Origin of the sequence: Amorphoplanes friuliensis DSM 7358 (assembly GCF_000494755.1) — a bacterium.
Taxonomy (GTDB): Bacteria; Actinomycetota; Actinomycetes; order Mycobacteriales; family Micromonosporaceae; genus Actinoplanes; species Actinoplanes friuliensis.
The window spans coordinates 1,921,740-1,942,875 of record NC_022657.1 but is presented as its reverse complement, the minus strand read 5'-3'; the positions used below and the strand labels follow the sequence as shown (position 1 = coordinate 1,942,875).

The 21,136-nt window shown below is 68.9% G+C and carries 22 protein-coding genes and 1 other RNA gene; 5 read left to right on the top strand and 18 right to left on the bottom strand.

Annotated features, from left to right (window positions below):
* Window positions 1-56 precede the first annotated feature (56 nt).
* Entirely contained in the window at window positions 57-1,277 is a 1,221-nt protein-coding gene (locus AFR_RS09075; protein WP_023359618.1) for an MFS transporter, read from the top strand.
* Between the two features lie 1,565 nt (window positions 1,278-2,842).
* On the opposite strand, the gene AFR_RS43480 is transcribed toward AFR_RS09075, so the two are convergent.
* The 6 genes from AFR_RS43480 to AFR_RS43475 all read right to left on the bottom strand — a co-directional run bounded on the left by AFR_RS43480 (window position 2,843) and on the right by AFR_RS43475 (window position 8,953).
* Entirely contained in the window at window positions 2,843-3,382 is a 540-nt protein-coding gene (locus tag AFR_RS43480) for a hypothetical protein (RefSeq protein ID WP_023359616.1), read from the bottom strand.
* Window positions 3,375-4,289: a threonine/serine dehydratase gene (locus AFR_RS09065; RefSeq protein ID WP_023359614.1), complete on the bottom strand. Its 915-nt coding sequence runs from the start codon at window positions 4,287-4,289 to the stop codon at window positions 3,375-3,377. The genes AFR_RS43480 and AFR_RS09065 overlap by 8 nt, the downstream gene beginning before the upstream one ends.
* Window positions 4,290-4,299: 10 nt before the next feature.
* On the bottom strand, window positions 4,300-5,361 hold the full coding sequence (locus AFR_RS09060) for a type I glyceraldehyde-3-phosphate dehydrogenase (RefSeq protein ID WP_023359613.1): 1,062 nt from the start codon (window positions 5,359-5,361) through the stop codon (window positions 4,300-4,302).
* Between the two features lie 527 nt (window positions 5,362-5,888).
* Complete coding sequence (locus tag AFR_RS09055; RefSeq protein ID WP_023359612.1) at window positions 5,889-7,925, bottom strand: sensor histidine kinase; 2,037 nt, start codon at window positions 7,923-7,925, stop codon at window positions 5,889-5,891.
* Window positions 7,922-8,281 carry a response regulator gene (locus AFR_RS09050; RefSeq protein ID WP_041840718.1) on the bottom strand — a complete coding sequence of 120 codons (360 nt, stop codon included), beginning with the start codon at window positions 8,279-8,281 and terminating at the stop codon, window positions 7,922-7,924. Before AFR_RS09050 ends, AFR_RS09055 begins: the two co-directional genes overlap by 4 nt.
* Window positions 8,282-8,335: 54 nt before the next feature.
* On the bottom strand, window positions 8,336-8,953 hold the full coding sequence (locus AFR_RS43475; protein WP_148307912.1) for a glycine-rich domain-containing protein: 618 nt from the start codon (window positions 8,951-8,953) through the stop codon (window positions 8,336-8,338).
* A gap of 64 nt (window positions 8,954-9,017) precedes the next feature.
* Here AFR_RS43475 and AFR_RS09040 point away from each other — a divergent pair, with 64 nt between their 5' ends.
* Window positions 9,018-9,269 carry a hypothetical protein gene (locus AFR_RS09040; RefSeq protein WP_023359609.1) on the top strand — a complete coding sequence of 84 codons (252 nt, stop codon included), beginning with the start codon at window positions 9,018-9,020 and terminating at the stop codon, window positions 9,267-9,269.
* Window positions 9,270-9,291: 22 nt separating this feature from the next.
* On the opposite strand, the gene AFR_RS09035 is transcribed toward AFR_RS09040, so the two are convergent.
* From AFR_RS09035 to rnpB, 4 genes are all read right to left on the bottom strand, one after another.
* Entirely contained in the window at window positions 9,292-9,699 is a 408-nt protein-coding gene (locus AFR_RS09035) for a YkvA family protein (protein ID WP_041841939.1), read from the bottom strand.
* Window positions 9,700-9,716: 17 nt separating this feature from the next.
* The gene (locus tag AFR_RS09030) at window positions 9,717-9,932 is read right to left on the bottom strand and encodes a hypothetical protein (protein ID WP_148307911.1); all 216 of its coding nucleotides are present in this window, start codon (window positions 9,930-9,932) and stop codon (window positions 9,717-9,719) included.
* Between the two features lie 48 nt (window positions 9,933-9,980).
* Window positions 9,981-10,259 carry a hypothetical protein gene (locus AFR_RS09025; protein ID WP_023359606.1) on the bottom strand — a complete coding sequence of 93 codons (279 nt, stop codon included), beginning with the start codon at window positions 10,257-10,259 and terminating at the stop codon, window positions 9,981-9,983.
* A gap of 85 nt (window positions 10,260-10,344) precedes the next feature.
* Window positions 10,345-10,744, bottom strand: an RNA gene (rnpB, locus tag AFR_RS44450) — RNase P RNA component class A.
* Between the two features lie 53 nt (window positions 10,745-10,797).
* Between rnpB and AFR_RS09020 the strand changes: the two genes are divergently transcribed.
* Together AFR_RS09020 and AFR_RS09015 are read left to right on the top strand one after the other, a co-directional pair.
* Complete coding sequence (locus AFR_RS09020; RefSeq protein ID WP_023359605.1) at window positions 10,798-11,550, top strand: sulfite exporter TauE/SafE family protein; 753 nt, start codon at window positions 10,798-10,800, stop codon at window positions 11,548-11,550.
* Between the two features lie 73 nt (window positions 11,551-11,623).
* Complete coding sequence (locus AFR_RS09015) at window positions 11,624-12,085, top strand: MarR family winged helix-turn-helix transcriptional regulator (protein ID WP_023359604.1); 462 nt, start codon at window positions 11,624-11,626, stop codon at window positions 12,083-12,085.
* A gap of 68 nt (window positions 12,086-12,153) precedes the next feature.
* On the opposite strand, the gene mctP is transcribed toward AFR_RS09015, so the two are convergent.
* The 8 genes from mctP to AFR_RS08975 all read right to left on the bottom strand — a co-directional run bounded on the left by mctP (window position 12,154) and on the right by AFR_RS08975 (window position 20,136).
* Window positions 12,154-13,800 (bottom strand): monocarboxylate uptake permease MctP, encoded by a 1,647-nt coding sequence (gene mctP / locus AFR_RS09010; protein ID WP_023359603.1) that lies wholly within the window; start codon window positions 13,798-13,800, stop codon window positions 12,154-12,156.
* Complete coding sequence (locus tag AFR_RS09005) at window positions 13,793-14,029, bottom strand: DUF3311 domain-containing protein (protein ID WP_023359602.1); 237 nt, start codon at window positions 14,027-14,029, stop codon at window positions 13,793-13,795. Before AFR_RS09005 ends, mctP begins: the two co-directional genes overlap by 8 nt.
* 163 nt (window positions 14,030-14,192) lie before the next feature.
* Window positions 14,193-15,482 carry a glycoside hydrolase family 18 protein gene (locus AFR_RS09000; protein WP_023359601.1) on the bottom strand — a complete coding sequence of 430 codons (1,290 nt, stop codon included), beginning with the start codon at window positions 15,480-15,482 and terminating at the stop codon, window positions 14,193-14,195.
* 100 nt (window positions 15,483-15,582) lie between these two features.
* Window positions 15,583-16,695, bottom strand: a complete 1,113-nt coding sequence (locus AFR_RS08995) for a bifunctional RNase H/acid phosphatase (RefSeq protein ID WP_023359600.1) — start codon at window positions 16,693-16,695, stop codon at window positions 15,583-15,585.
* Window positions 16,692-17,426: a zinc ribbon domain-containing protein gene (locus tag AFR_RS08990; RefSeq protein ID WP_023359599.1), complete on the bottom strand. Its 735-nt coding sequence runs from the start codon at window positions 17,424-17,426 to the stop codon at window positions 16,692-16,694. The genes AFR_RS08995 and AFR_RS08990 overlap by 4 nt, the downstream gene beginning before the upstream one ends.
* Before the next feature lie 12 nt (window positions 17,427-17,438).
* Window positions 17,439-18,284 carry a Nif3-like dinuclear metal center hexameric protein gene (locus tag AFR_RS08985; RefSeq protein ID WP_023359598.1) on the bottom strand — a complete coding sequence of 282 codons (846 nt, stop codon included), beginning with the start codon at window positions 18,282-18,284 and terminating at the stop codon, window positions 17,439-17,441.
* 21 nt (window positions 18,285-18,305) lie between these two features.
* Entirely contained in the window at window positions 18,306-18,890 is a 585-nt protein-coding gene (locus AFR_RS08980; RefSeq protein ID WP_023359597.1) for a flavoprotein, read from the bottom strand.
* Between the two features lie 16 nt (window positions 18,891-18,906).
* Window positions 18,907-20,136 carry a helix-turn-helix domain-containing protein gene (locus tag AFR_RS08975; protein ID WP_023359596.1) on the bottom strand — a complete coding sequence of 410 codons (1,230 nt, stop codon included), beginning with the start codon at window positions 20,134-20,136 and terminating at the stop codon, window positions 18,907-18,909.
* Between the two features lie 245 nt (window positions 20,137-20,381).
* Between AFR_RS08975 and AFR_RS08970 the strand changes: the two genes are divergently transcribed.
* The gene (locus AFR_RS08970) at window positions 20,382-21,077 is read left to right on the top strand and encodes a bifunctional DNA primase/polymerase (protein ID WP_052359346.1); all 696 of its coding nucleotides are present in this window, start codon (window positions 20,382-20,384) and stop codon (window positions 21,075-21,077) included.
* The last annotated feature ends 59 nt before the right edge of the window (window positions 21,078-21,136 follow it).

Sequence of the window (21,136 nt, the reverse complement as noted above, 5' to 3'; positions counted from 1 at the left end):
GTTACGTGCACGAATCTTCGTTGTACATGATGCTTCCGCCGGAGCATCGTGAAGCCATGACCGTTACCGCAGCACCCCGGCACGAGCGGGCCACCTCGACCCGTCACGGCACCGGCTTCTGGCTGATCGCCGCCGTCTTCGCCGTCTCGATGGCCTTCTCCACCGTGCCGACGCCGCTGTACCCGATCTACCAGCGGGAGGACGGCTTCACCCCGTTCACGGTCACGATCGTCTTCGCCGTGTACGCCGTCGGCGTCGTCACCAGCCTCCTGCTCGCCGGTCACATCTCCGACTGGGTCGGCCGCCGCCGCGTCCTCCTGCCGGCACTCGCCCTCGAAGCCGTCGCCGCGGTGCTGTTCCTGGTCTGGCCGGCACTCCCCGGTCTACTCATCGCCCGCTTCGTGACGGGACTCGGCGTCGGCATGATCACCGCGACCGCCACTGCTTACCTGCTGGAACTGCACAGCGCCCACAAGCCGAACGCGGGGCGCGGACGTTTTGAGCTGGTCTCCGCCGCTGCCAACCTCGGTGGGTTGGGCGCGGGCACCCTGGTGGCGGGTGCCCTTGCGCAATTTGTGGACGCTCCCCTGCGTACCCCGTACCTCGTCTTTCTGGTCTTGCTCGCCCTCAGCGCGGTCGCGGTTGCGGCCACGCCCGAGACGGTGATCGCGCCGGCCGTGAAGCCGCGCTATCGGCCGCAGCGGATCCGGGTGGCCGCGGCCGACCAGGCCGGATACGCGGTCGCGGCGGCAAGCGCATTCGCGGGATTTGCGGTCTTCGGGCTGTTCACCTCGCTTGCACCGAGCTTTGTCGCCGGCTCGCTGCACCACCCTGGACGGCTCCTCGCGGGTGTGGTCGTCTTCCTGGTCTTCGGCGCTGCGGCCGCGACCCAGGCTGCCTCGAACGCGCTGAGCCCGGCCCGCCGCTTCACCACCGGCGTGGTTGCGCAAGCCGCCGGGCTGATCGTGCTCGGCGCCGGGATGCAGCTCTCGTCACTGATGTTGTTCCTGGTCGGCGGGGCGATCGCGGGTGGTGGCGCCGGACTGCTCTTCAAATCGGCCGTGGGTGCCGTCGCGGCGATGGCTGCTCCCGAGGTGCGCGGTGAGGCCCTGGCTGGGCTGTTCCTGATCGCCTACCTCGGGTTGATCGGGCCGGCGCTGGGCCTTGGGATCGCGACCCGGTTCCTTTCGGCGACCACTGCGATGCTCTGGTTCACCGGGATTTTGCTCGCTTTGCTGGGGGCGACGGCCGCTACGAACCGGGCTCTTCGCTCCTGAGCCGATCAGCCGGATCGCGGATCGAAGCCGGGCCTTGATTCGCTCCGGGCCGTGACTCGCTCTGGGCCGTGACTCGCTCTGGGCCGTGACTCGCTCTGGGCCAGCGCGCTGGGTCACCACAACATCAGCGATGTCGGGCCCGCAACGGCATCGCTAAGGCCCAACTTCACCGAAGTTGGGCCTTAGCCCACTCCGAGCCCTGACTCACTCCGGGCCCCGACTCACTCCGGGTCCCGGACCCACTACCGGCCCTGACCTACTCCCGGCCCTGACCTACCTGCGGCCCTGACCTACCTGCGGCCCTGACCTACCTGCGGCCCTGACCTACCTGCGGCCCTGACCTACCTGCGGCCCTGACCTACCTGCGGCCCTGACCTACCTGGGGGCCTGACCTACTTGCGGCCCTGACTCACTCCAGGCCCCGACTCGCTCTGGGCGAGCACGCAAGATCACCACAACATCAGCGATGTCGGGCCTACAACGACCCCACAAAGGCCCAACTTCACCGAAGTTGGGCCTTGACCCACTCCGAGCCCCGACCCACTCAAGGCCCGACTCACTACCGGCGCCGGACCAACTACCGGCCCTGACCTACTCCCGGCCCTGACCCACTTCCGGCCCTCACTCACTCCCGGCCCCGACTCGCTCTGGGCCAGCGCGCAAGATCACCACAACATCAGCGATGTCGGGCCTACAACGACCCCGCGAAGGCCCAACTTCGGTGAAGTTGGGCCTTGACCCGCTCCGAGCCCCGAGCCACTCCAGGCCAGGGCTCACTTTCAGCCCGGACCCACTCCAGGCCCTCACTCACTGCAGGCCCCGATTCGCTCCGAGCGAGCACGCAAGATCACCACAACATCAGCGATGTCGGGCCTACAACGACCCCACGAAGGCCCAACTTCACCGAAGTTGGGCCTTGACCCGCTCCGAGCCCCGAGCCACTCCAGGCCAGGGCTCACTTTCAGCCCGGACCCACTCCAGGCCCTCACTCACTGCAGGCCCCGATTCGCTCCGAGCGAGCACGCAAGATCACCACAACATCAGCGATGTCGGGCCTACAACGACCCCACGAAGGCCCAACTTCACCGAAGTTGGGCCTTGACCCACTCCGAGCCCCGGACCCACTCCCGGCCCCGGACCCGGACTCCCGGACGCGGACCCCGGCCCCGGACCCACTCCCGGCCCCGGACCCACTCACGGCACTCACTCCCGGACCCGACTCGCTCGCGACTCAGCAGCAAAATCACCACAACATCAGCGAAGTCGGGCCTACACCAACCCCGCGAAGGCCCAACTTCACGGAAGTTGGGCCTTGACCCACTCCGGGCACATCGGCCCAGGGCTTGATCGGCCGGGCCTGATCAGCCCAGGGCTTGATCGGCCGGGCCTGATCAGCCCAGGGCTTGATCGAGTTCGGCGAAGAGCGCCTCAGGCGGCGCGGGGTCGATCTTGAGCCAGAGAGCGCGGCCTGCCTGCCAGGCCGCGCTTACTTCTTCATGGGCGCGCCCAAGCGCGCCGATCGCCTCCGCGCTCAGCTCCGCCTCGGCCAGCCGGGACGGCGTGAGTCAGTGCCCGGTGCGCCCCTCGGCGAGCCGTGCCATCCAGAGCAGGTGCCGCTGCGCGTGGGCGAGAGCATCGCGTTGCCGCAAAAGCTCGCCCCGCCGGCCGACGTGGTGGGCCAGCAGCAGCCAGTTGGCGAACCGTCCGCACACGTCGGCGGTCATGTCGATCTCACCCGCCGGCCGTGCCGCCCCCAGAAGCCCGTGGCGGTCCACAATGATCTCGACCGGGCTCGCCGGCCAGTCCCGGACGGACGCGATGTCGGCCACCCCGGCGAAGTGGAACTCACCGCGGATCAGCCCCGGAAAGAACGCCACGTGGCTGCCGAACTCGTTGAGCACCACATACCGGACCGGGGCGATCCGCTCGATCCAGGCCCGCGGGCCCTGCGACGGCGGCGCGGTGAAGAACAGCCAGAACTCGATGTCACTGTGCGAGTCGGCGCTGCCCTGGACGAACGAGCCGTACATAAGTGCGGCGTCGAGATCGGTGTCCGCGCGGCAGGCCGAGCGGACCCGGTCGATCAGGCGGAGTTGCTCACGCAAGGTCGGCGGGATTCGTGTTGGCGCCGCAGAGCAGCACGACGACCCGCTCCCCCGGCGCCGGCACGTAGGCGCCTGAGGTCAGGGCGGCCTGGGCGGCGGCCGTGCCGTGTTCGACGGCAACCCGGTAGTCCTCCCACAGCTGCCGGCGCGCGTCGACGATTGCCTGGTCCTCGACCAGCACCGACGGCAGCCCAGCCGCCACGGCCGTCGTGTACGCGATCGTTCCGGCCCGGCGGGCACCGAGCGAGTCGACCGCGACACCCGACACGGGGACGTCGACCGGTCCGCCTGCGGCCAGCGCCGCGTGCAGCGCCGAGGAGGTGCGGGGCTCGACCGCGACCACCTTGGCCCGCCCGTCCAGGGCGGCCGCGACTCCGGCGATGAGGCCGCCACCGCCGACGGCCACGAGCACGGTGTCGAAGCCGTCGGGCAGCTGTTCCAGCAGCTCCAGACCCAGGGTGCCGTTGCCCGCGACCATGTCCGGGTCGTCGTACGCGTGGCAGAACAGGGCGCCCGTCACCTCGGCCTGAACGATTGCGGCCGCGTACGCCTCGGCGTACTCGGAGCCGGTCTGGGTGACCCGTGCGCCGAGCTTGCTCAGTTTGGCCACCTTGACCGGTGGTGCCGTGACCGGGACGTAGATCTCGGCGGGCACACCCAGCTCGCGGGCCGCGTAGGCCGCCGCGAGACCGGCGTTGCCACCGGACGCGGCGATCACACCGGCTTCCGGGAGGCCCCGCTCGGCCGCGGTGAGGATCTTGTTGAACATGCCGCGGGTCTTGAAGGACCCCGCGTGCTGGAGGAACTCGAGTTTCAGGAGAACCGGCCCGTCCTGCAGCACCGGGGTGCGCCGGACCCGGCCGGCGATCCGTTGCGCCGCCGCCTCGACCTCGCTGGTGGGAGTCACCCGACCTTTTCTACACGACGCCGGACCGGTACGGGGCGCCCACCGGTACGGCCTCACGTTCCCCCATCAGGCGCGCCAGATCCAGCAGCCGGTGCGAGAAGCCCCACTCGTTGTCGAACCAGCCGCGGACCTGCACGCCGCCGTCGGGGGTGGTCTGGGTACCGGACGGGTCGAAGAGACAGGACGCCGGGTTGTCCCGGACGTCGATTGAGACCGTCGGATCGGGGTCGTAGTCGATGATGCCCCCCATGAACCCCGCCGCGGCCTCGGCCATGGCCCGGTTGACCTCCTCGCGGCTGACCGGGCGGTCGGTGAAGCCGGTCAGCTCGGCCAGGGACCCGATGGGTGTCGGCACGCAGTAGTAGCTGTAGCGGACCTTGCCGAGCTCGGGCAGCGCAACACTGAGCAGGTCACCGGCCACGTGGTTGTGCGGGATGATGCTCTCCGCCGTCGCCCGGCCCAGCCGCGGATCGTCGCGCGACGAGCCGGTCATGGCGTCCTGGGCCTTCTGCCAGCCCTGGACCGCCAGCACGACCGAGGTGTGCACCGACCGCAGCCCGAACCGCTCGAGCAGCACCTTCGCCATGACCGACAGTGCGTTGACCCCGCAGGAGGCCGGCGAGATGACGTGGTGCGCCAGCGGGTCGTACCGCTCGTGGTTGGCGCCGTAGATCAGCACCGCGTCGGGGTCGTCGGCTGAGGCGCTGATGACGACCTTGCGCGCACCACCACCCGTGATGTGGTCACGGGCGAGGTCGCCGTTGCGGAAGCGGCCGGTGGCTTCGATGACCACGTCGACGCCCGCCTCCGCCCACGGGATGTTCCCCGGTTGCGACTCGCTGAAAGCCCAGATCGGACGGTTGTTGACCAGCAACTGTCCGGTGCCGGCCGCGACAGTTCCGCCGAATCTTCCGCGGAGGCTGTCGCGTTTCAACGCGTATGCCAATCTGTCGACCGGGGCGATGTCGTTAATGGCGGCAACCGTGATTCCGGAGTCGGAATTGGCACCGATGATGCGCATAACGCTTCGCCCGATCCGACCGAAACCGTTGATGCCGATCGCGACACTCACCAAGAACTCCCTACGGCCGGCTGCTGGTCGGACGCACGGTGCTCAACCCTGCCGGATTCCTCCCAGCACGCACCCGCCGTCACTCTCCAAACACTATGAGTGTGCAACTTGCACGTCAACCGGAGGGGGCCGAGGAGAACTTCACACACCCGCTCCCGGCGGCAGACGCCCGGCCGGGCATCGTACTCAACCGGCGAGTCCCTCCTGGACAGACGACCCCACCTGCTGATATTTGACTTTTCCGGCGCATCGACCGGCTCGGGACCCGTGATCGTTGAGTACCCTCGACCCGGCCCGGCGCAGCGACCACTGAGCGTGGAGGGGTCACCGGCTCCACTTCGGACCGTATCGGTGCTGCCAGGGACGCCTGCGGCCCCTCCGGGCGGCCACCCGCGCGCGAGGCCCGAACTTCGTGTCCAGTACCTCTGGCCCGATTCCGATCATTGTGCTTTCGATGGTCCAGGACCTTGCCGACCATTCATTTCACACTTCGAAACGTATGCCCGCAAACGATCCGGACTCGCAGTCTAAACCTGCGACCGTTGCCTCGCTTCGGGGCCCACGTGGTTGCCCGCGGGCAGCGTGAACGTCATCCGGGAACCGCGGCCGGACGGGTTGTCGGTGGCGGCGATCGTCCCGCCGTGCCGCTCCACGATCCGTTTGCAGATCGTCAGACCCAGACCCGTGCCCGCGTACCCGGCAGTCCGGTGCGCGCGGTGGAAGTTGTGGAAAATGGCCTCGTGCTGGCCGGGCGGAATGCCGATGCCGTTGTCGACCACGTCTATCCGGACGAAGCCGTCAGCGGCCGGCTCGCTCACCACCGACACGTACGGCGTCACCCCGGGAGCTGTGTACTTGACCGCGTTGCCGATGAGGTTGTCGAGGAGCTGCCGGACCAGCACCGGGTCCGCGTCCACCGCACCGAGATCACCGATCACGAACCGCGGCACCGGGGTGCCGGTGCTCTGCGCCTGATCGACCCGGCCCGCCGCGATCTCACCGACGACCTCCCGCAGGTCGACCGTGCTCGCGGAAAGCGTGGCGTCCCGTGCGGTCGTGAAGGCGAGCAGGCCGTTGATGAGGCTGCTCATCCGGGCGGCGGCTCGCTGGATCCGGATGACGCTGTCGACGGACTCGTGGTCGTCGCGCTCGTTCAGGCTCTGGTGCAGCGCCTCGGCCCAGCCCTCGATGGTGGCCAGCGGGTTGAGCAGGTCATGGGCGACCACCCCGGCGAACGAGACGAGCTCGTCACGCCGGCGGCGGTCCGCAGTGACATCCCGGAAGACAACAACGGCGTGCGTGGCGCCGTCCATGTTCACGGGCAGCCGTGTCGCGCTCAGGTTGATGATCCGCCCCTCGGGCAGCTCCGCGTTGCGGACGAGATAGTCGGCGTTCTGCACACCGGTACCCCCGAACGCCAGATGGTGCGGCATGTCCGCCTCACCGACCGGTGTGCCGTCGGCGTGGAAGAGGCCGTAGTAGCCGGGGTCGCGTACCTGTCCGGAGGGGTTGGGCCGACCGCCGAGCAGGCTCGTGGCCGCGGGATTGCGCAGCAGGAAGCCGCCCTTCTCGTCGATCACCCCCAGCCCTTCGGACATCGAGTCGATGATCGTGGTGAGCAGCTGCGCCTGCTCGGTGGCGGCGCGCTCGGACGCCATCAGCCGGTCGAGCAGCGCGACCCGCTCGTCCCGGCCGAGCGCGAGCGCCAGCCCGACGATGGCGATCGTCCCGACAAAGAGCTGCGCGACCAGCGCCCGCATCGGCAGGGAGTCGATCTGCGCGAACGGCCCGGACCCGTGCAGCGTGAACAGCACCGCGAGCGTCCCGAAGGCCAGATCGTGCAGGATGACAAAACTCGTGTGCAGCCGCAGGGCCGCCCACGCCGTCAGCCCGATCAGCGCGAACGCCACCGGCAGCCCGTCGACGACCAGGAACGCGAAGTAGTACGCGCAGGCCGAGCAGAGGACCACTGCGGCGTACTCGAAGCGGAACTTGACCTTGATCTTGGTGATCCGGTCCCGGCCCAGCAGACCGTCGAACCGCCGCGCGGCCACACCGATGAGCAGAATGCTGACGGTGTTGCGGGCGAGCCACACCGCGGCCGAGGTCCACGAGTAGTGCCCGCTGTCCAGCCAGATCCCGGTCGGACCGATCAGCGCGCTCGCCGTGGTGCTCACCGTCGCGGCCCCGACCAGTCCCCAGAGCTCGGAGAGCCGGGCGAGCGGGCGCCCGCCGGTGCTCCACAACCCGGGCACCCACCGTTCGAGCAGGTGAGCGAAGACCAGCGCCTGCACCAGATTGGCGACCACGAACACCGCGGCCAGCCGGGCCGGCGCACCCGTCTGCGTGTTGACGACCATCGTGATGACGGCCAGAACGGCGACATCGAGCCACTTCCAGCGCGACGTCCGCTGGGCCACGAACCAGAGCGCCAGCACCCCGGCGGCCGGCCACACCAGGCTGAGGCTGGTGCCGTCCATGACCGTCAGCCGCCCCAGATAGGTGGCCAGGAGATAGACAAGACCGAAGCCTGCCGTACGCGAAAGAGCCTGCCGGAAAGTCATGCCGCCAGAGCCTCACGGACCACGGCCTTGAGCCCGGCACCGGTGAACGGCTTCGCGACATAACGGGCAGCAAACTCCTCGATCCGCCCGAGAACATCCTCTATCCAGAGCGCGGTGATGAACACGGCGCGCAGCCCGGGACCGTCCTGCCGCAGCAGGCTCAGCAGCTGAAAGCCGTCCAGGCCAGGCAGGTCGACGTCGAGCACCACCGCATCCGGAAGCCCATGGGCCCGAACGAGCGCCAACGCGGTGTCCGCACTGTCCGCGGACAGCACTTCATGACCGTCTTCGCGCAACCTGCGCGCCAGAAGGTCAAGAATGTCCCGTTCGTCGTCGACAACAAGCAGACGTGCCACGTCATAAGAATCGGCAGCGGAGGGCGCGGCTTGAACACCGGCTTCTGCCGGGTCTCAGTTACCGCCTCCGCAACCCCCTCCGCAGCCCCCGCCCGGGTCGCCGCCGGCCTGCGACATGCCGCCGTCCGGAGCGTTGCGCTTGAAGTCCCAGCCACCCCCCGGTCGCTTGCCCGGACCAGCGAGGTGCTCGATGCAGACGGTGCCCTTCAGCTCGTAACAGAGGCCCCGCCCGCCGCAGTCGGCCAGATAGTGCCGCCCACCCGGTACGCCCAGGTCATGATCAACGCGGAAGATCAGCGGCAGGACGGCACCTTCCTCGTCCTGCTTCGCCAGCCTGAACGTCTCCTTCAACCCACCACTCGTGGACGCCTCAGGTGTGTGGTGCAGGAACCGCCCGAAGGCGGCATCGCAGAACTCCGCATACTCCCGTGTGTGCAGCACCAGCTCGTGCCACAGGTCGTCCACAACAACGGACGGCATCGCGAGCCGCGCCTTGGGATGCCGCGCGGCCAGGCGGAACCACTGCCGCGTACCGGCCTCGACGGTCTTGATGGTGTCGGCGGTCAGAGCAGGATGCTCGGAAGCGAACCGCTGCCGCACACTGCCCGGGAACTGGTAGGCGTCGACAACGGTGACCCGTCGCCCGCCCTGCCGTAATCGAAAAAGAGCCATCGTCACAGCGTGCGAGCCCCATCACCGAGCGTCAACACCTGTGCCAGGGTTATACAGTCCGGCCATGAGCGCTACCGAGCTGCAACTTCTCGAGGCCAAGCTGCTGGCCGCCACCTGGGCGAGCGAAATCGCCGCCATCGCCCAGCAGGCACCGACCGCGAAGGCAGCCGTCGAGGAGCTGATGACCCGCTACTCCCTGCACGTGGACCAGGCCGTCACGATCATGGACTCGCCGTTCCGCTTCGTCACCGCCGACGTCCGCGAACGCCTCGAAGCGGAAATCGCCGTCTCCAAAGCAGCACACCCAACCGAGTGACCCGCGCTCTGGGCGAGCCCGCTCAGCGGCCCAGCCCGGCGAGACGACTCAACGCGGCAAATCCCTCTTCGGTACCCGGCCAGTGGCCCCGCACCGCCTCGATCCCGGCCCGCCGCACAGTCGACCGAAGCACCGCAATCACGATGATCGCGTCGTCGGCGTAACCCAGCACCGGCACAAAGTCCGGAATCAAATCGAACGGCATCGCCAGATAAGCCAGCAACAACCCGAGCCGAACCCGTACGCCCCGGGGCAGCGCCCGATCAGCGGCCAGACGCCGCAGCAGCCGCAACAGGTCGGGCAGGAGCCGCAACGCCTCCTTCAACCGCCCGGCATCAGGCTTGACGACCAGCAGCGCAATCACCAGGGCGACCCAGGCAAGCAGAAGCGCAACCCCGACGCTGATGAGCGCCTGCCACCACCAGGCCATCCCGACTCGCCCCTCCGCTACGGCCCCACCCGCCCACGCGCCGGCACGGCGGGCCGCCCCAGTCGCCGCCACAGCAACACTCGTCCCAACCCGACCGCGTAGGCGAGGCTCACCAGGACGAGAAAGGCGGCGCTCCAGTGGCCGTCCAGCAGCAAGAACACTATGCCGAAACTCGGAAACAGAACGACCGCCACCACATACACAACCAGCGGAATCCTCAGCGTGTTGTCCACCCCGGCATCCTCCGCCAACACCACCCGACCGCGCTGCCCCGGACAGCGTCAGGCCGTAAGCGCACGCATGCCGAAGAGCAGCGCCGTCCCGGCGATCACGATCATGCTTCCGATCGCCAGGAGCCGGACCGACCGTTCCCGCTGCCCGGCGACCATGCTGCGAACGACAAACACCACCCCGACGACGTTGACGGGGCCGGCGATGAACAGCGGAACGGCCGTGCCTCCGTCGGTCACCAGCAGCGTCACCATCAACAACGGGGCGAGGGCGACAAAAACCAGTCCCAAGCCCAGGTACCAGCGCAGCTGCCGCGTCTCATCGATCACTCCGTGGCCCTGCTCCCTGATCGCGTGCCCTGGGAGGCAGCCAGCAATCGGGCAACCGATTGCTGGGCATCGCCGAGGTGGGCGACGGACGAGTCGACCTGTACGCCGGATTCTGTGTGCGGCGGCCTTGCGGTCGCCGGTGGCGGCCATCCATCTAGGCTTGCCGTTGCCGGCAAGCTCGTGCGGCCTACCCGCAGACTCGGGCGAGCAGCCCTCGAGTGCCTGCGCCGGCTTCGGTCTTGCGACGTCAGCCTTGCTTGGCCTTGCTCCGGGTGGGGTTTACCGAGCCACCCCGGTCGCCCGGGGTGCTGGTGGGCTCTTACTCCACCGTTTCACCCTTACCGGCCGTGGCCGGCGGTCTTTTCTCTGTGGCACTTTCCCGCGGGTCACCCCGGGTTGCTGTTAGCAACCACCCTGCTCTGTGGAGTCCGGACGTTCCTCGGCGGTGTTCCTGGGAACACCGACGCGGCCGCCCGGTCGACTCGTCCGTCGCGCCGTCATCTTACGTGGGGGTGGGGGACGTAGATTCTTCGGCATCATGGATGTCGGAGAGATTTTGCTGCTGGTGGGGGCGGGGCTGGCCGCCGGGGTCGTCAATGCGATCGCCGGGGGTGGGTCGCTGATCACGTTTCCTACGTTGATTGCGGTCGGGTTGCCGTCGGTGGATGCGAACGTCACCAACTCGACGGCGGTTTTTCCCGGGTACGTGTCGTCGGTGGTCGGGAGCCGGGCGGATCTGGCCGGGCAGGGGCGGCGGCTGGCGGTGATCGTGCCGACGAGTCTTGTGGGGGCGGCGCTCGGGTGTGCGTTGCTGCTGGGTACGCCGGCACGGGCCTTCGAAGTTGTTGTGCCTTTCCTCGTGCTGGGGGCGGCGGCGACGCTGTTCTTCCAGGAACGGTTGAAGGCGCTGGTCGGGTCGTCGACGCGAGACAGGACGGCGACGCTGCATGTTGTGGTGTTCGTGGGGGCGATCTACGGCGGGTATTTCGGGGCCGCGCTCGGTGTCATGTACGTGGCGGCGCTCGCGTTGGTGCTCGACGAGACGCTGAACAGGATCAACGCGCTGAAGAACGTGCTGTCCGCCTGTGTCGGGCTGGTCACCGTGGTGGTCTTTGCGATCTTTGCGCCGGTGCACTGGGGTGCGGTGCTGGCGGTGGCGCCGGCGACCGTGGTCGGTGGTTATGTGGGGGCGCGGCTGGCTCGGCGACTGCCGGCGAAGGTGCTGAAGGTTCTCATCGTCACGTTCGGGACGGCGATCGGGCTCTTACTGCTGTGGCGGGCGTTCCGATGAAGGAAACTTTCAGGAAGCCTTCAGCATCGGGCGGCAAAATGCTGCAAAAGCATAGCGACCAGGGGAAGGGCAGATGGCGGACGACGACGCGGCACTGGGCATGATCGAGACGAACGTGGCCATGCTGATGCGGCTGGGTGAGGCGACCCGGCGCTCCTCGCCGCGCCCGCACCGGGCCCTGGACCGGGCCGCCTACGTCATCCTGCGGTTCCTGCAGGAGGCCGGCCCGCAGAACGTCTCGGCGGTCGCGACCCGGCTCAACCTCGACGGGTCGACGGTGACCCGGCAGGTCGGCGCCCTGCACCGCGACGGGCTGGTGGAACGCAGCGCCGACCCCGAGGACGGCCGCGGCACGGTCATCGCCGCCACCGATAAAGGGCTGAGCCAGGTCGACAAGGTCAGCCAGGCCCGGCGAGAGCTTTACGGCAGCGTGCTCAAGGACTGGTCGCCCAAGGAACGCCGCGAGCTCGCCGTGACCCTGGAACGCCTCATCCACGACATGGACGCCTACCTGAAAGGCCGCGGCCCCGGATAACCAGGCCGGGACGGGCCGCGGCCCCGGATAGGACGTCCGGGGCCGCGGTACTCAGAGCGGGTCGAGGGTCAGGTCGAGGACGTGATCTCGTCCGGGGTGGTGCGGGCTTTCTCCAGGCGCGGGTCGCCCTCGTCGGCGAAGTAGTCGTCGGCTTCGGTGCCGTCGACGCCCTCGGGGGTCTTCATCGCTCGCAGGATCAGCGTGACGATGACCGCGACCAGCAGGTTGACCGCGACAGCGACGAAGCCGACGTAGATCGTCTTCGGGGTGTCGAAGCCGAACTTGGTCAGCGGGAACGCCGAGCCGCCGAAGTGGGCGCGGCCGGTGGCGGCGTTGGGGATCTGGTAGAGCATCCAGAAGCCGAGGCCCATGCCGGCGATCCAGCCGCCGATGAGGCCGCCGCGGTGCAGCCACCGGGTGTAGAGGCCCAGCGCCACGGCCGGGGCCGTCTGGAGGATGATCACGCCGCCGATGAGCTGCAGGTCGATGGAGAACTGCGGGTCGAGGAAGATGATGAACGCGACCGCGCCGACCTTGACCACCAGGGACGCGATCTTGGCGACGCTGGCTTCCTGGGCGTGGGTGGCGTCCTTGCGGAAGTATTCCTTGTAGATGTTGCGGGTGAACAGGTTCGCCGCCGCGATCGACATGATCGCCGCCGGGACCAGTGCGCCGATGCCGATGGCCGCGAAGGCGACACCCGCGAACCAGGACGGGAACTGCTGGTCGAAGAGCAGCGGCACCACGGTGTTGGTGTCGAGGCTGCCTTCCTTGGCGCCGGGCAGGGGTTTCACCCCCGCCGAGATCGCCATGAACCCGAGCAGGGCGATCAGGCCGAGCAGGAAACTGTACGCGGGCAGCGCCGACATGTTGCGCTTGATCACGTTGCGGTTCTTGCTGGCCAGTACGCCCGTGATGCTGTGGGGGTACAGGAAAAGGGCCAGCGCCGAACCGAGGGCGAGGGTGATGTACTGGATCTGGTTGTTGGCGTTGAGGGTGATGCCGTCACCGGGGTTGGGCGACGCGGCAAATTTGGCGCTGGCGTCGTCGAAGATGGAGCCCCAGCCGCCGAGCTTGTACGGCAGGTAGAGCACCGCCACGATGATCACGATGTAGATCAGGGTGTCCTTGACGAACGCGATCAGCGCCGGTGCCCGCAGCCCGGACTGATAGGTGTACGCCGCGAGGATGGCGAACGCCACGATGATCGGCGCGTGCCGGGCGAGCACGCTGTCGCCGGTCACGCCCATCGTCTTGAGCACGGCCTCGATGCCGACCAGCTGCAACGCGATGTACGGCATGGTCGCGACGATGCCGGTAATCGCGATCAGCAGCGCCAGCAGCGGTGAGTCGAAGCGGGTGCGGACGAAGTCGGCCGGGGTGACAAATCCGTGGCGGTGCGACACCGACCAGAGGCGGATCAGGATCAGGAAGAACAGCGGGTAGATCACCACGGTGTACGGGACCGCGAAGAAGCCCGCCGCACCCGCACCGAAGATCAGTGCAGGGACCGCGACGAAGGTGTACGCGGTGTAGAGGTCGCCGCCGACGAGGAACCAGGTGACCCAGCCGCCGAAGCTGCGGCCGCCGAGGCCCCATTCGTCGAGGTGGGCCATGTCCTTGGGCGCACGCCACTTGGCCGCGACAAAACCCATGGCGCTGACCAGCAGGAACAGCAGCGTGAAAACGACGATCTCGGTGATGTGCTCACTCATCGGTGGCCGCCTCCGATTTGACAGCCTCGCGCGGGCGGCGGGTCATCTGGTAGACGATCGAGGTCGTGGCGACGCCGACGAGGATGAACGCGAACTGCAGCCAGTAGAACGCCGGGAAGCCCCACAGCCGGGGCGAGTCGAAGTTGTACAGCGGGGTCAGCAGCGGAAGCACGATCGGGACGATCAGCAGCCAGTTCCACGGGCTGCGATCACTGCGCGGTGAAGACAATGCCGTACCTCCTCATCGGAGCGCAGACGAGGTGGTGACCGTGGTCACGGCCATCGGCCGCAGGTTACCGAGAGGTTTCGCGCCCGATGCGCCCGGGTGTGATCACCCTGCGCCGAACGGCCAGGGTGGTGCGCCGAACGGCGCACCACCCATGATCGAACAGTTACCGCCAGGGGGTCCAGAGACCCGCCGAGATCGTACGGGTGAGAGACGCCTTCTCGTCGTCGCCGTCGAGCGACCACATCATCGCGCCGCCGAGACCCTGCGACCGGATGTACGTCGTCTTCTGCAGGATCTGCGCCGGGTCGTCGTACGTCCAGAAGGTGGTGCCGTCGGTGAGCCACGAGTGGCCCGACCGCCAGTCGCGGTGCAGCTTGAAGCCCTGCGACTTCAGGTTCTTGAGCACCTTGTAGTCCTCGGTGCCGACCGCGAACTTGCCGGGGGCGCCACCGGTGGCCGGCGCGAACAGATCGCCGGTCGTGCCGGTCCAGCCCTGGCCGTAGTACGGGATGCCGAGCACGAGCTTGTTCTTCGGCGCCCCCCGGTCCTTCCAGGTGTTGATCGCGACCTCGACCGAGAAGTCCGGGTTGTCGGGCGCACCGGCCGGCACGCGCAGCGCGGACTGCTGGTTGGTGCGGGCCTCCCACGAGCCGTGGAAGTCGTAGCCCTGGACCGTACCGAAGTCGAGGTACTTGAAGATCTTCTTGGCCTCGAAGCCGGCGTCGATCTTGGCCGGGGCGGCCGGCAGGAACGCGGTGAGGTCGTAGTGCTTCCTGGTCTTGCGGCTCAGCGCGTCGAGCTGCTTGCGGAACTCGGCGGTGAGCAGCGTGAAGTTCTGCTTGTCCTCGGGGCGGATGACGTTGCCGACGTTGCCGTCCGAACCGGGCCACTCCCAGTCGAGGTCGATGCCGTCGAAGACACCGGCGGCGACACCCGTGGTCAGGCCGGGCAGGTTGCCCTTGATCCACAGGTCGACACAGGAGGTGACCAGCTTCTTGCGCGAGGCGTCGGTCAGGGCGGCGTCCGAGAAGAACGCCGAACCGGTCCAGCCGCCGAGCGAGATCAGCACCCGCAGCTTCGGGTTCTTCTTCTTGAGCTCGGCGAGCTGATTGAGGTTGCCGGAGTAGGGCTGACCGGCGACGTCGGCCACACCGTCGACGCTCTGCGCGTCGGAGAACGGCACGCCCCAGTCGGCCCAGCTGTCGGCCGAGTCGCAGACGCCGGCCGCGGTGACCGGGCCGAACGCGTAGTTGAGGTGGGTGAGCCCGGCGGCCGCGCCGGACTGCTGGACCTTCGCCAGCTGGAAGTCACGACCGTAGATGCCCCACTGCGTGAAGTATCCGACCTTGACGTACGACTTCTTCGGATGTGCCTGTGCGGCGGTGGGTGCGGCCGTGACACCGACCAGTACGGCAGCGCCGACAGCCAGCAGACGGCGGGAGAATCCGCGCATGAGCCCTCCAGGGGCGGACGGAAGTTTTATCGACGAGGAATGGTGAAGAAAGTTTCCTAATCGAGGAAGCTAAACGTCCGCACCCGGCGGGGTCAACCCTTCAGCGCAGGTGTGCCGTCTCGTTGACCGAGCGCACGGCGATGCCACCGTCGGGCCACATGTCCATGGTGGAGACGCCGGCCGCGTCCAGGAAGAGCCGGTGCAGGAAGGCGTCGCTCGCCGCGAGCGCGTCCCGCAGGATCAGCTTGATGGGCGAGACGTGCGAAACCACCACAACCGTTCCTGACGGGTACGCCGATTGCAGCGTTGCCAGCGCGCCGCGTACCCGTTTGGCCACGACCTGGAACGACTCGCCACCCGGCGGCGCGACGCTGGTCGAGTCGAGCCAGCGGTCCAGCTCGTCGGGCCAGCGCTCGCGCACCTCCGCGAAGGTCAGGCCCTCCCAGTCGCCGAAGTCGCACTCGATCAGTTCCGGCAGCACGGTCACCTTGACGTTGCCCAGCTCGGCCGCGATGAACTCGGCGGTGCGCATACACCGCAGGAGGGGTGAGGAGACGACGGCCGCGACGTCGCGGGAGATGCCGGCCACGCGCCCGGCCGCGGCCATGGCCTGGGCCTCACCCTGCTCGGACAGCGGGACGTCGCCGCGGCCGGAATAACGGCCCTGCGAGGTCATCGCGGTCTCGCCGTGCCGGACGAGGATGAGCCGGGTCGCCGTGTCGAGCGACGGCGGCGCCCAGTTCTTCGGCGCCTTGGGCTCACGGCTCTCGAACGCGGGCGTGTCCGCCGGGACCTTCTTGCCCGCGGCCTCGTCCATCGCCCGGTTGGCCAGGGCGTCCGCGAGCTTGTTGCGCTCGCGCGGGATCCAGTCGAACGTCACGGTGGTGAACCCGTCGACCAGCTTCGCCGCCTCCGCGGCGAGCGGCCGCAAACCCGGATTCTTGATCTGCCAGCGACCGGACATCTGCTCGACCACCAGCTTCGAGTCCATCCGTACGTCCACACGGGTGGCGCCCAGCTCGGCGGCGGCACGCAGGCCCGCGATCAGGCCCGAGTATTCGGCGACGTTGTTCGTGGTGGTGCCCAGGGACGCGTACCGCTCGAGGAGGACCTGGCCGGTGCCCTCCTCGAGGACCACCGCGCCGTAACCGGCCGGTCCCGGGTTTCCCCGCGAACCACCGTCGGCCTCGACCACCACCCGCAGCTCCGTCACAGGCCGGACTCCGCGGTGCGGACCATGATGCGGCGGCATTCCTCGCAGCGGACCACCTCGTCGGCCGGGGCGGACTTCACACGGTTGAGGTCGGCGCCGTAGAGCTCGATGCGGCAGCCACCGCAGCGACCGGCCCGGAACAGCGCGGCGCCCAGACCGGAGTCGGCGCGGATCTTGTCGTACAGGCCGAGCAGGTCGCCGGGCAGGTCACCGGCCAGCGGCGCCCGCGCCTGGGTCTTGAACTCCTGCTCCTTGGTGATGTCCGCGAAGGCCTCGTCACGGCGGGCCTCGGCGGCCGCACGGCGCTCGCTCGCCTCGGTGAGCTTCTTGCGGATGTCGTTGAGCGTCTGCTCGGCGGTCTCCCGCTGCTCCATCAGCTCGAGCTCGGCGTCCTCAAGCTCACCCTGCCGCCGGTTGAGCGTGGCCATCTCGTGCTGGAGACCCTCGATCTCGCGCAACGCGCCACCAGCGTCGAGGCGGGCCTGGTCCCGGGCCTTGCGGGTGCGAACCTGCTCGATGTCCTTCTCGAAACGGGTGATGTCACGGTCGAGGTCGTCGACGGCCACCTGGGCCCGGACCCGCTGGTCCTCCAGGGCGGAGAGCTCCCGCGAGATCGTGGCGATCTCGGCCAGCTCCGGCAGCGACTTGCGGCGGTGGGCGAGCTGGGCGAGGGCGGTGTCGATGGCCTGCAGGTCGAGCAGACGGCGCTGGGCTTGCGGGGCGGCCTTCACGTCAGGTACTCCTTATTTTCCGCTGACCGCGTGCACGGTCCAGGGGTCGGTGTCGAGATCGGACACGAGAGCCGTGACCGGGAACTGGGCGCGCAGGAGACCCGCCACGTCGTCGAGCCAGGGCCGCTCACTCGCCCAGTGGGCGACGTCGAGCAGCGCCGGACCGCCGGCGGCGAGATGTTCGCTCGCGGGATGATGCCGCAGATCGGCGCAGAGGTACGCATCGGCGCCCGCCCGTCCGGCGTCCGCCAGGAACGAATCGCCCGCTCCCCCGCAGACGGCAAGCGTACGCACGAGCCGGCCGGGATCACCGGCAGCACGCACCCCGGCGGCGGTGTGCGGGAGGTTGCGGGCGACGAACCGGGTCAGCTCGGCCAGCGGCATCGGTGTGGCCAGCTCGCCGACCCGTCCGGCTCCACGGCCACCACCGGCGGCCGGGCTGCCGGGAGCAGCCGGGACGAGCGGGCGCAGACCGGTCAGATCGAGCCGGGCGGCGAGCGCGTCGGACACGCCCGGACTCGCGACGTCGGCGTTGGTGTGCGCGACGTAGAGCGCGATGTCCGCCTTGATCAGGCGGTGCACGATGCGGCCCTTGTAGGTGTCGGGTGCGACCGACGAAACGCCCTTGAGCAGCAGCGGATGGTGGGCGACGATCAGATCGGCGCCCACGGCGACCGCCTCCGCGACCGTTTCCGGGACGCAGTCGACGACGCACAGCACGGTGGTGACGGGGTTGTCGAACTCTCCGAGGACGAGGCCCACCCTGTCCCACTGCTCGGCCCAGTCCCTCGGGTAGAGCGCGTCGAGGGCGGCCACCACGTCACGGACTGCAGGCGGGGCAACGGCGGTGTCGGTCACGGCCGCCAACTCTACCCAGGCTCAGGAGCGGGCCCCGGGCTCCACTCGGTTGTCGGCCGCGAATCGGGTGTGCAGCGCCTGCAGAGCACGCCGCCACGGGAACTGGCTCCGATAGCGTTCGTTCTGTCCCGGTCCGCCGAGACGGAGCACGTCATCGCCGTAAAGCACCTGGACACCCCAGTTGCGAAGTTTCGCGATGCTGTCGTGCAACGACGGGTGCAGCGCCATGACCTTGTTCGTGTACGGGACGACCACGGTCGGGATACCGAAGCCGTAGCCCTCGATCAACAGGCCGAGCACGAGGGTGTCGGTGATGCCGGCCGACCACTTGTTGATCGTGTTCACCGTCGCGGGCGCCACGATCATCGCGTCGGCCGGCGGCAGCAGATCCTCGTCGCCGGGGTTCTTGTAGTAGCTACGGACCGGGTGACCCGTCTGGGCGTGCAGTGCCGCCGCGTCGACGAATTTGCGGCCGTCCGGCGTGGTGACCACGCAGACCTCCCAGCCGTCCCGCTGGGCCAGATCGACGAGCACGCCGACGTCGCGGGCGATGGGCGAACCGCACACGAGCACGTACAGCACGCCGGGCGAGGTGTTGACGCTCATCACTCGAGAACCCACCTCATACGCCGACTCCCATCTGCTCTGCCAGCTCCGCTATCGGCGCCGGCGGTGTGCCCCGCGTGCGTCGGAGCACGTCGGAGATGACCTCGTGGGCGAGCGGGCGGCAGCGGATCTCCGCCGGGGCAAGCCTGTCACCCTCCAGCAACATCTCGCTGGCCTTCTCCACGTCGCCGAGCTGTGTGTAACCCCGGGCTATGTCCAGGAAGTGATGGGCACGCCGCTCCGGCAGCATCGCCGCGAAGCTCTCCGGGTCGATCCGGTTGTGCGTCTCGATCGCCTTGCCGCCGTCGCCGAGCTCGACCGCGGCCGCGGCCCGGTGCAGCTCCACGTTGGTCGGGCCGAACGAGGTCCAGTAGTAGTTGTAGTCGCCGCCCAGCGCGCCGGCCGCCTGCTCGGCGCCGCACACCAGGTCGCGCACGGTGGCGCTGTCACCGATCCGGGCCGCCGCCATGGCCCCCGTGAGCAGCAGCAACCCGTACACGGAGAGTCTTTCCGGGGTGGCCGCCTCGGAGGTCATCGGTGCGATGCGGTTGGCGATGTTGACGTTGACCTCGAGCGCCGAACGGATCCGGCCCAGCGAGAGCAGCGCCATGCCGACCCGGTGGCTGGCCATGCCGGCCAGGAGCTGGTCACCGGCGCGCTGCGAGACCGCGATCGAGCGGTCCGCGGCCAGCCAGGACAGCTCGTGCTCGCCGACCTTGCGCAGGGCGGACGAGGCGATCTGATAGACCTGGCCCAGCAGGTGCGCCGCGTCGCGTGCCTCTTCACCGCTCGCGTGCGCGCTGTCCGCGGCCTGCGCGTCCCGCAGCAGCTGCGGGAGCTTGCGGGCCAGGACGCCGTACTTCGCGTGCTGGTAGGTCAGCCAGGCGTGGCTGACCGCCTTGCGCATCTCCGTCAGCGGTGGCGCCACCGGCACAGGATGGAAGAACGCGCTCATCTGGTCGTACCGCTCGAGCGCCGCGCGGATCTCCTCGACCTCGACCTGGTCGATGCAGTTCTGCGTCTCCGGCCGCCGCTCGACGTCCTTGCCCAGCAGCAGCTGGACGTCGATCTGCAGCACGTCGGCGATCTCATAGACGACGGAGAACTTGTCGAGCCGGCGGACACCCCGCTCTACCTTGTCGACCCAGCTCTTGGACTTCCCCAACCGGTCCGCGAAGACCTGCTGGGACATCTTGCGACGGCCGCGCCAATAGGCGACTCGGCGGCCGATCGGCAGCTCGTCCACGGTGCCTCCCCCACTCATCCGGCGTCCAGCGCCGGTGAGCATTCCGGTGTGTCACGTGCAGTGTGGACCTCACTCGTCCAGGGAGGTCGCACAAGCTGTGTGATCGTCTGCCCACCGATGCTCGATAGTTTCTCATGCAAGTTGCAAAAGCTGATCTGCCCGGACAAACGAAGCGTGTCGAGCTTGGTGACGGCGGTCGCGGCTGGTAATGCGGCCTCCGCAGGCGAATCGAGGGTTTTCCGACCATGCAGTGGAACAGCCGACGGCCGATCGGGCCATGGGAGTACGTAGATCGGATACGACTGCGGCGTGCGGCCCTCCGCTACGCCGCGCACGGCTGGGCGGTGACACCGGGCGCGTACCTGACCGGGCACCGGTTCAGCTGCGGTCGTGCCGGCTGCCCGATCATGGGTTGCCACCCCGCGATCGAGTCCTGGGAGGACGACTCCAGCACCGACGCCGGACGGGTCGCGAAGTGGTGGCGCCGACGGCCGTACACCGTGCTCCTGGCGACCGGCGGGCGCTTCGACGTGCTCGAGGTGCCGGCCGCGGTCGGCCTGCGTGTCCTCGGTGCGGTCCGCCTGCACACCGGCGTCCTCGGCCCGGAACGCGGAGACGCCCGTGGCCCGGTCGCGGTGACACCGGCCGGGCGCTGGATGTTCCTGGTCCAGCCGGGCGAGGAACTCCGCCCCGAGCTGGCGTCCTGCCTGGACGTGCTGCGCCACGGTCGCGGATCGTGGATCCCCGCCGCACCCAGCCGTACGCCCGAAGGCCCGGTCCGCTGGGCCGTCGCGCCGGAACAGACCGGCTGGCACCTGCCCGCGTCCACCACCGTGCAGGCGATGCTGCTCGACGCGCTGGACGCCCTGGGCCGCCGTCCCCGACCGACACTGCCGGTGATCGTGCCCCGGCAGATGTCGACCGCCCGCCGGGCCGCCTGAACCGTCCCCTCCGGACGTCGGCCACCCACCGGCCGCGGGATCGGCAGCGGACGGCGGTC

What these genes read in the sequence shown, in the direction of transcription:
- mctP (WP_023359603.1), bottom strand. Translation starts at nt 13,800, where the DNA reads ATGAGTGAGCACATCACCGAGATCGTCGTTTTCACGCTGCTGTTCCTG.
- AFR_RS09075 (WP_023359618.1), top strand. Translation starts at nt 57, where the DNA reads ATGACCGTTACCGCAGCACCCCGGCACGAGCGGGCCACCTCGACCCGT.
- AFR_RS09055 (WP_023359612.1), bottom strand. Translation starts at nt 7,925, where the DNA reads ATGACTTTCCGGCAGGCTCTTTCGCGTACGGCAGGCTTCGGTCTTGTC.
- AFR_RS08980 (WP_023359597.1), bottom strand. Translation starts at nt 18,890, where the DNA reads ATGAGCGTCAACACCTCGCCCGGCGTGCTGTACGTGCTCGTGTGCGGT.
- AFR_RS09020 (WP_023359605.1), top strand. Translation starts at nt 10,798, where the DNA reads ATGGATGTCGGAGAGATTTTGCTGCTGGTGGGGGCGGGGCTGGCCGCC.
- AFR_RS09015 (WP_023359604.1), top strand. Translation starts at nt 11,624, where the DNA reads ATGGCGGACGACGACGCGGCACTGGGCATGATCGAGACGAACGTGGCC.
- AFR_RS43475 (WP_148307912.1), bottom strand. Translation starts at nt 8,953, where the DNA reads ATGGCTCTTTTTCGATTACGGCAGGGCGGGCGACGGGTCACCGTTGTC.
- AFR_RS09040 (WP_023359609.1), top strand. Translation starts at nt 9,018, where the DNA reads ATGAGCGCTACCGAGCTGCAACTTCTCGAGGCCAAGCTGCTGGCCGCC.
- AFR_RS08970 (WP_052359346.1), top strand. Translation starts at nt 20,382, where the DNA reads ATGCAGTGGAACAGCCGACGGCCGATCGGGCCATGGGAGTACGTAGAT.
- AFR_RS09035 (WP_041841939.1), bottom strand. Translation starts at nt 9,699, where the DNA reads ATGGCCTGGTGGTGGCAGGCGCTCATCAGCGTCGGGGTTGCGCTTCTG.
- AFR_RS09000 (WP_023359601.1), bottom strand. Translation starts at nt 15,482, where the DNA reads ATGCGCGGATTCTCCCGCCGTCTGCTGGCTGTCGGCGCTGCCGTACTG.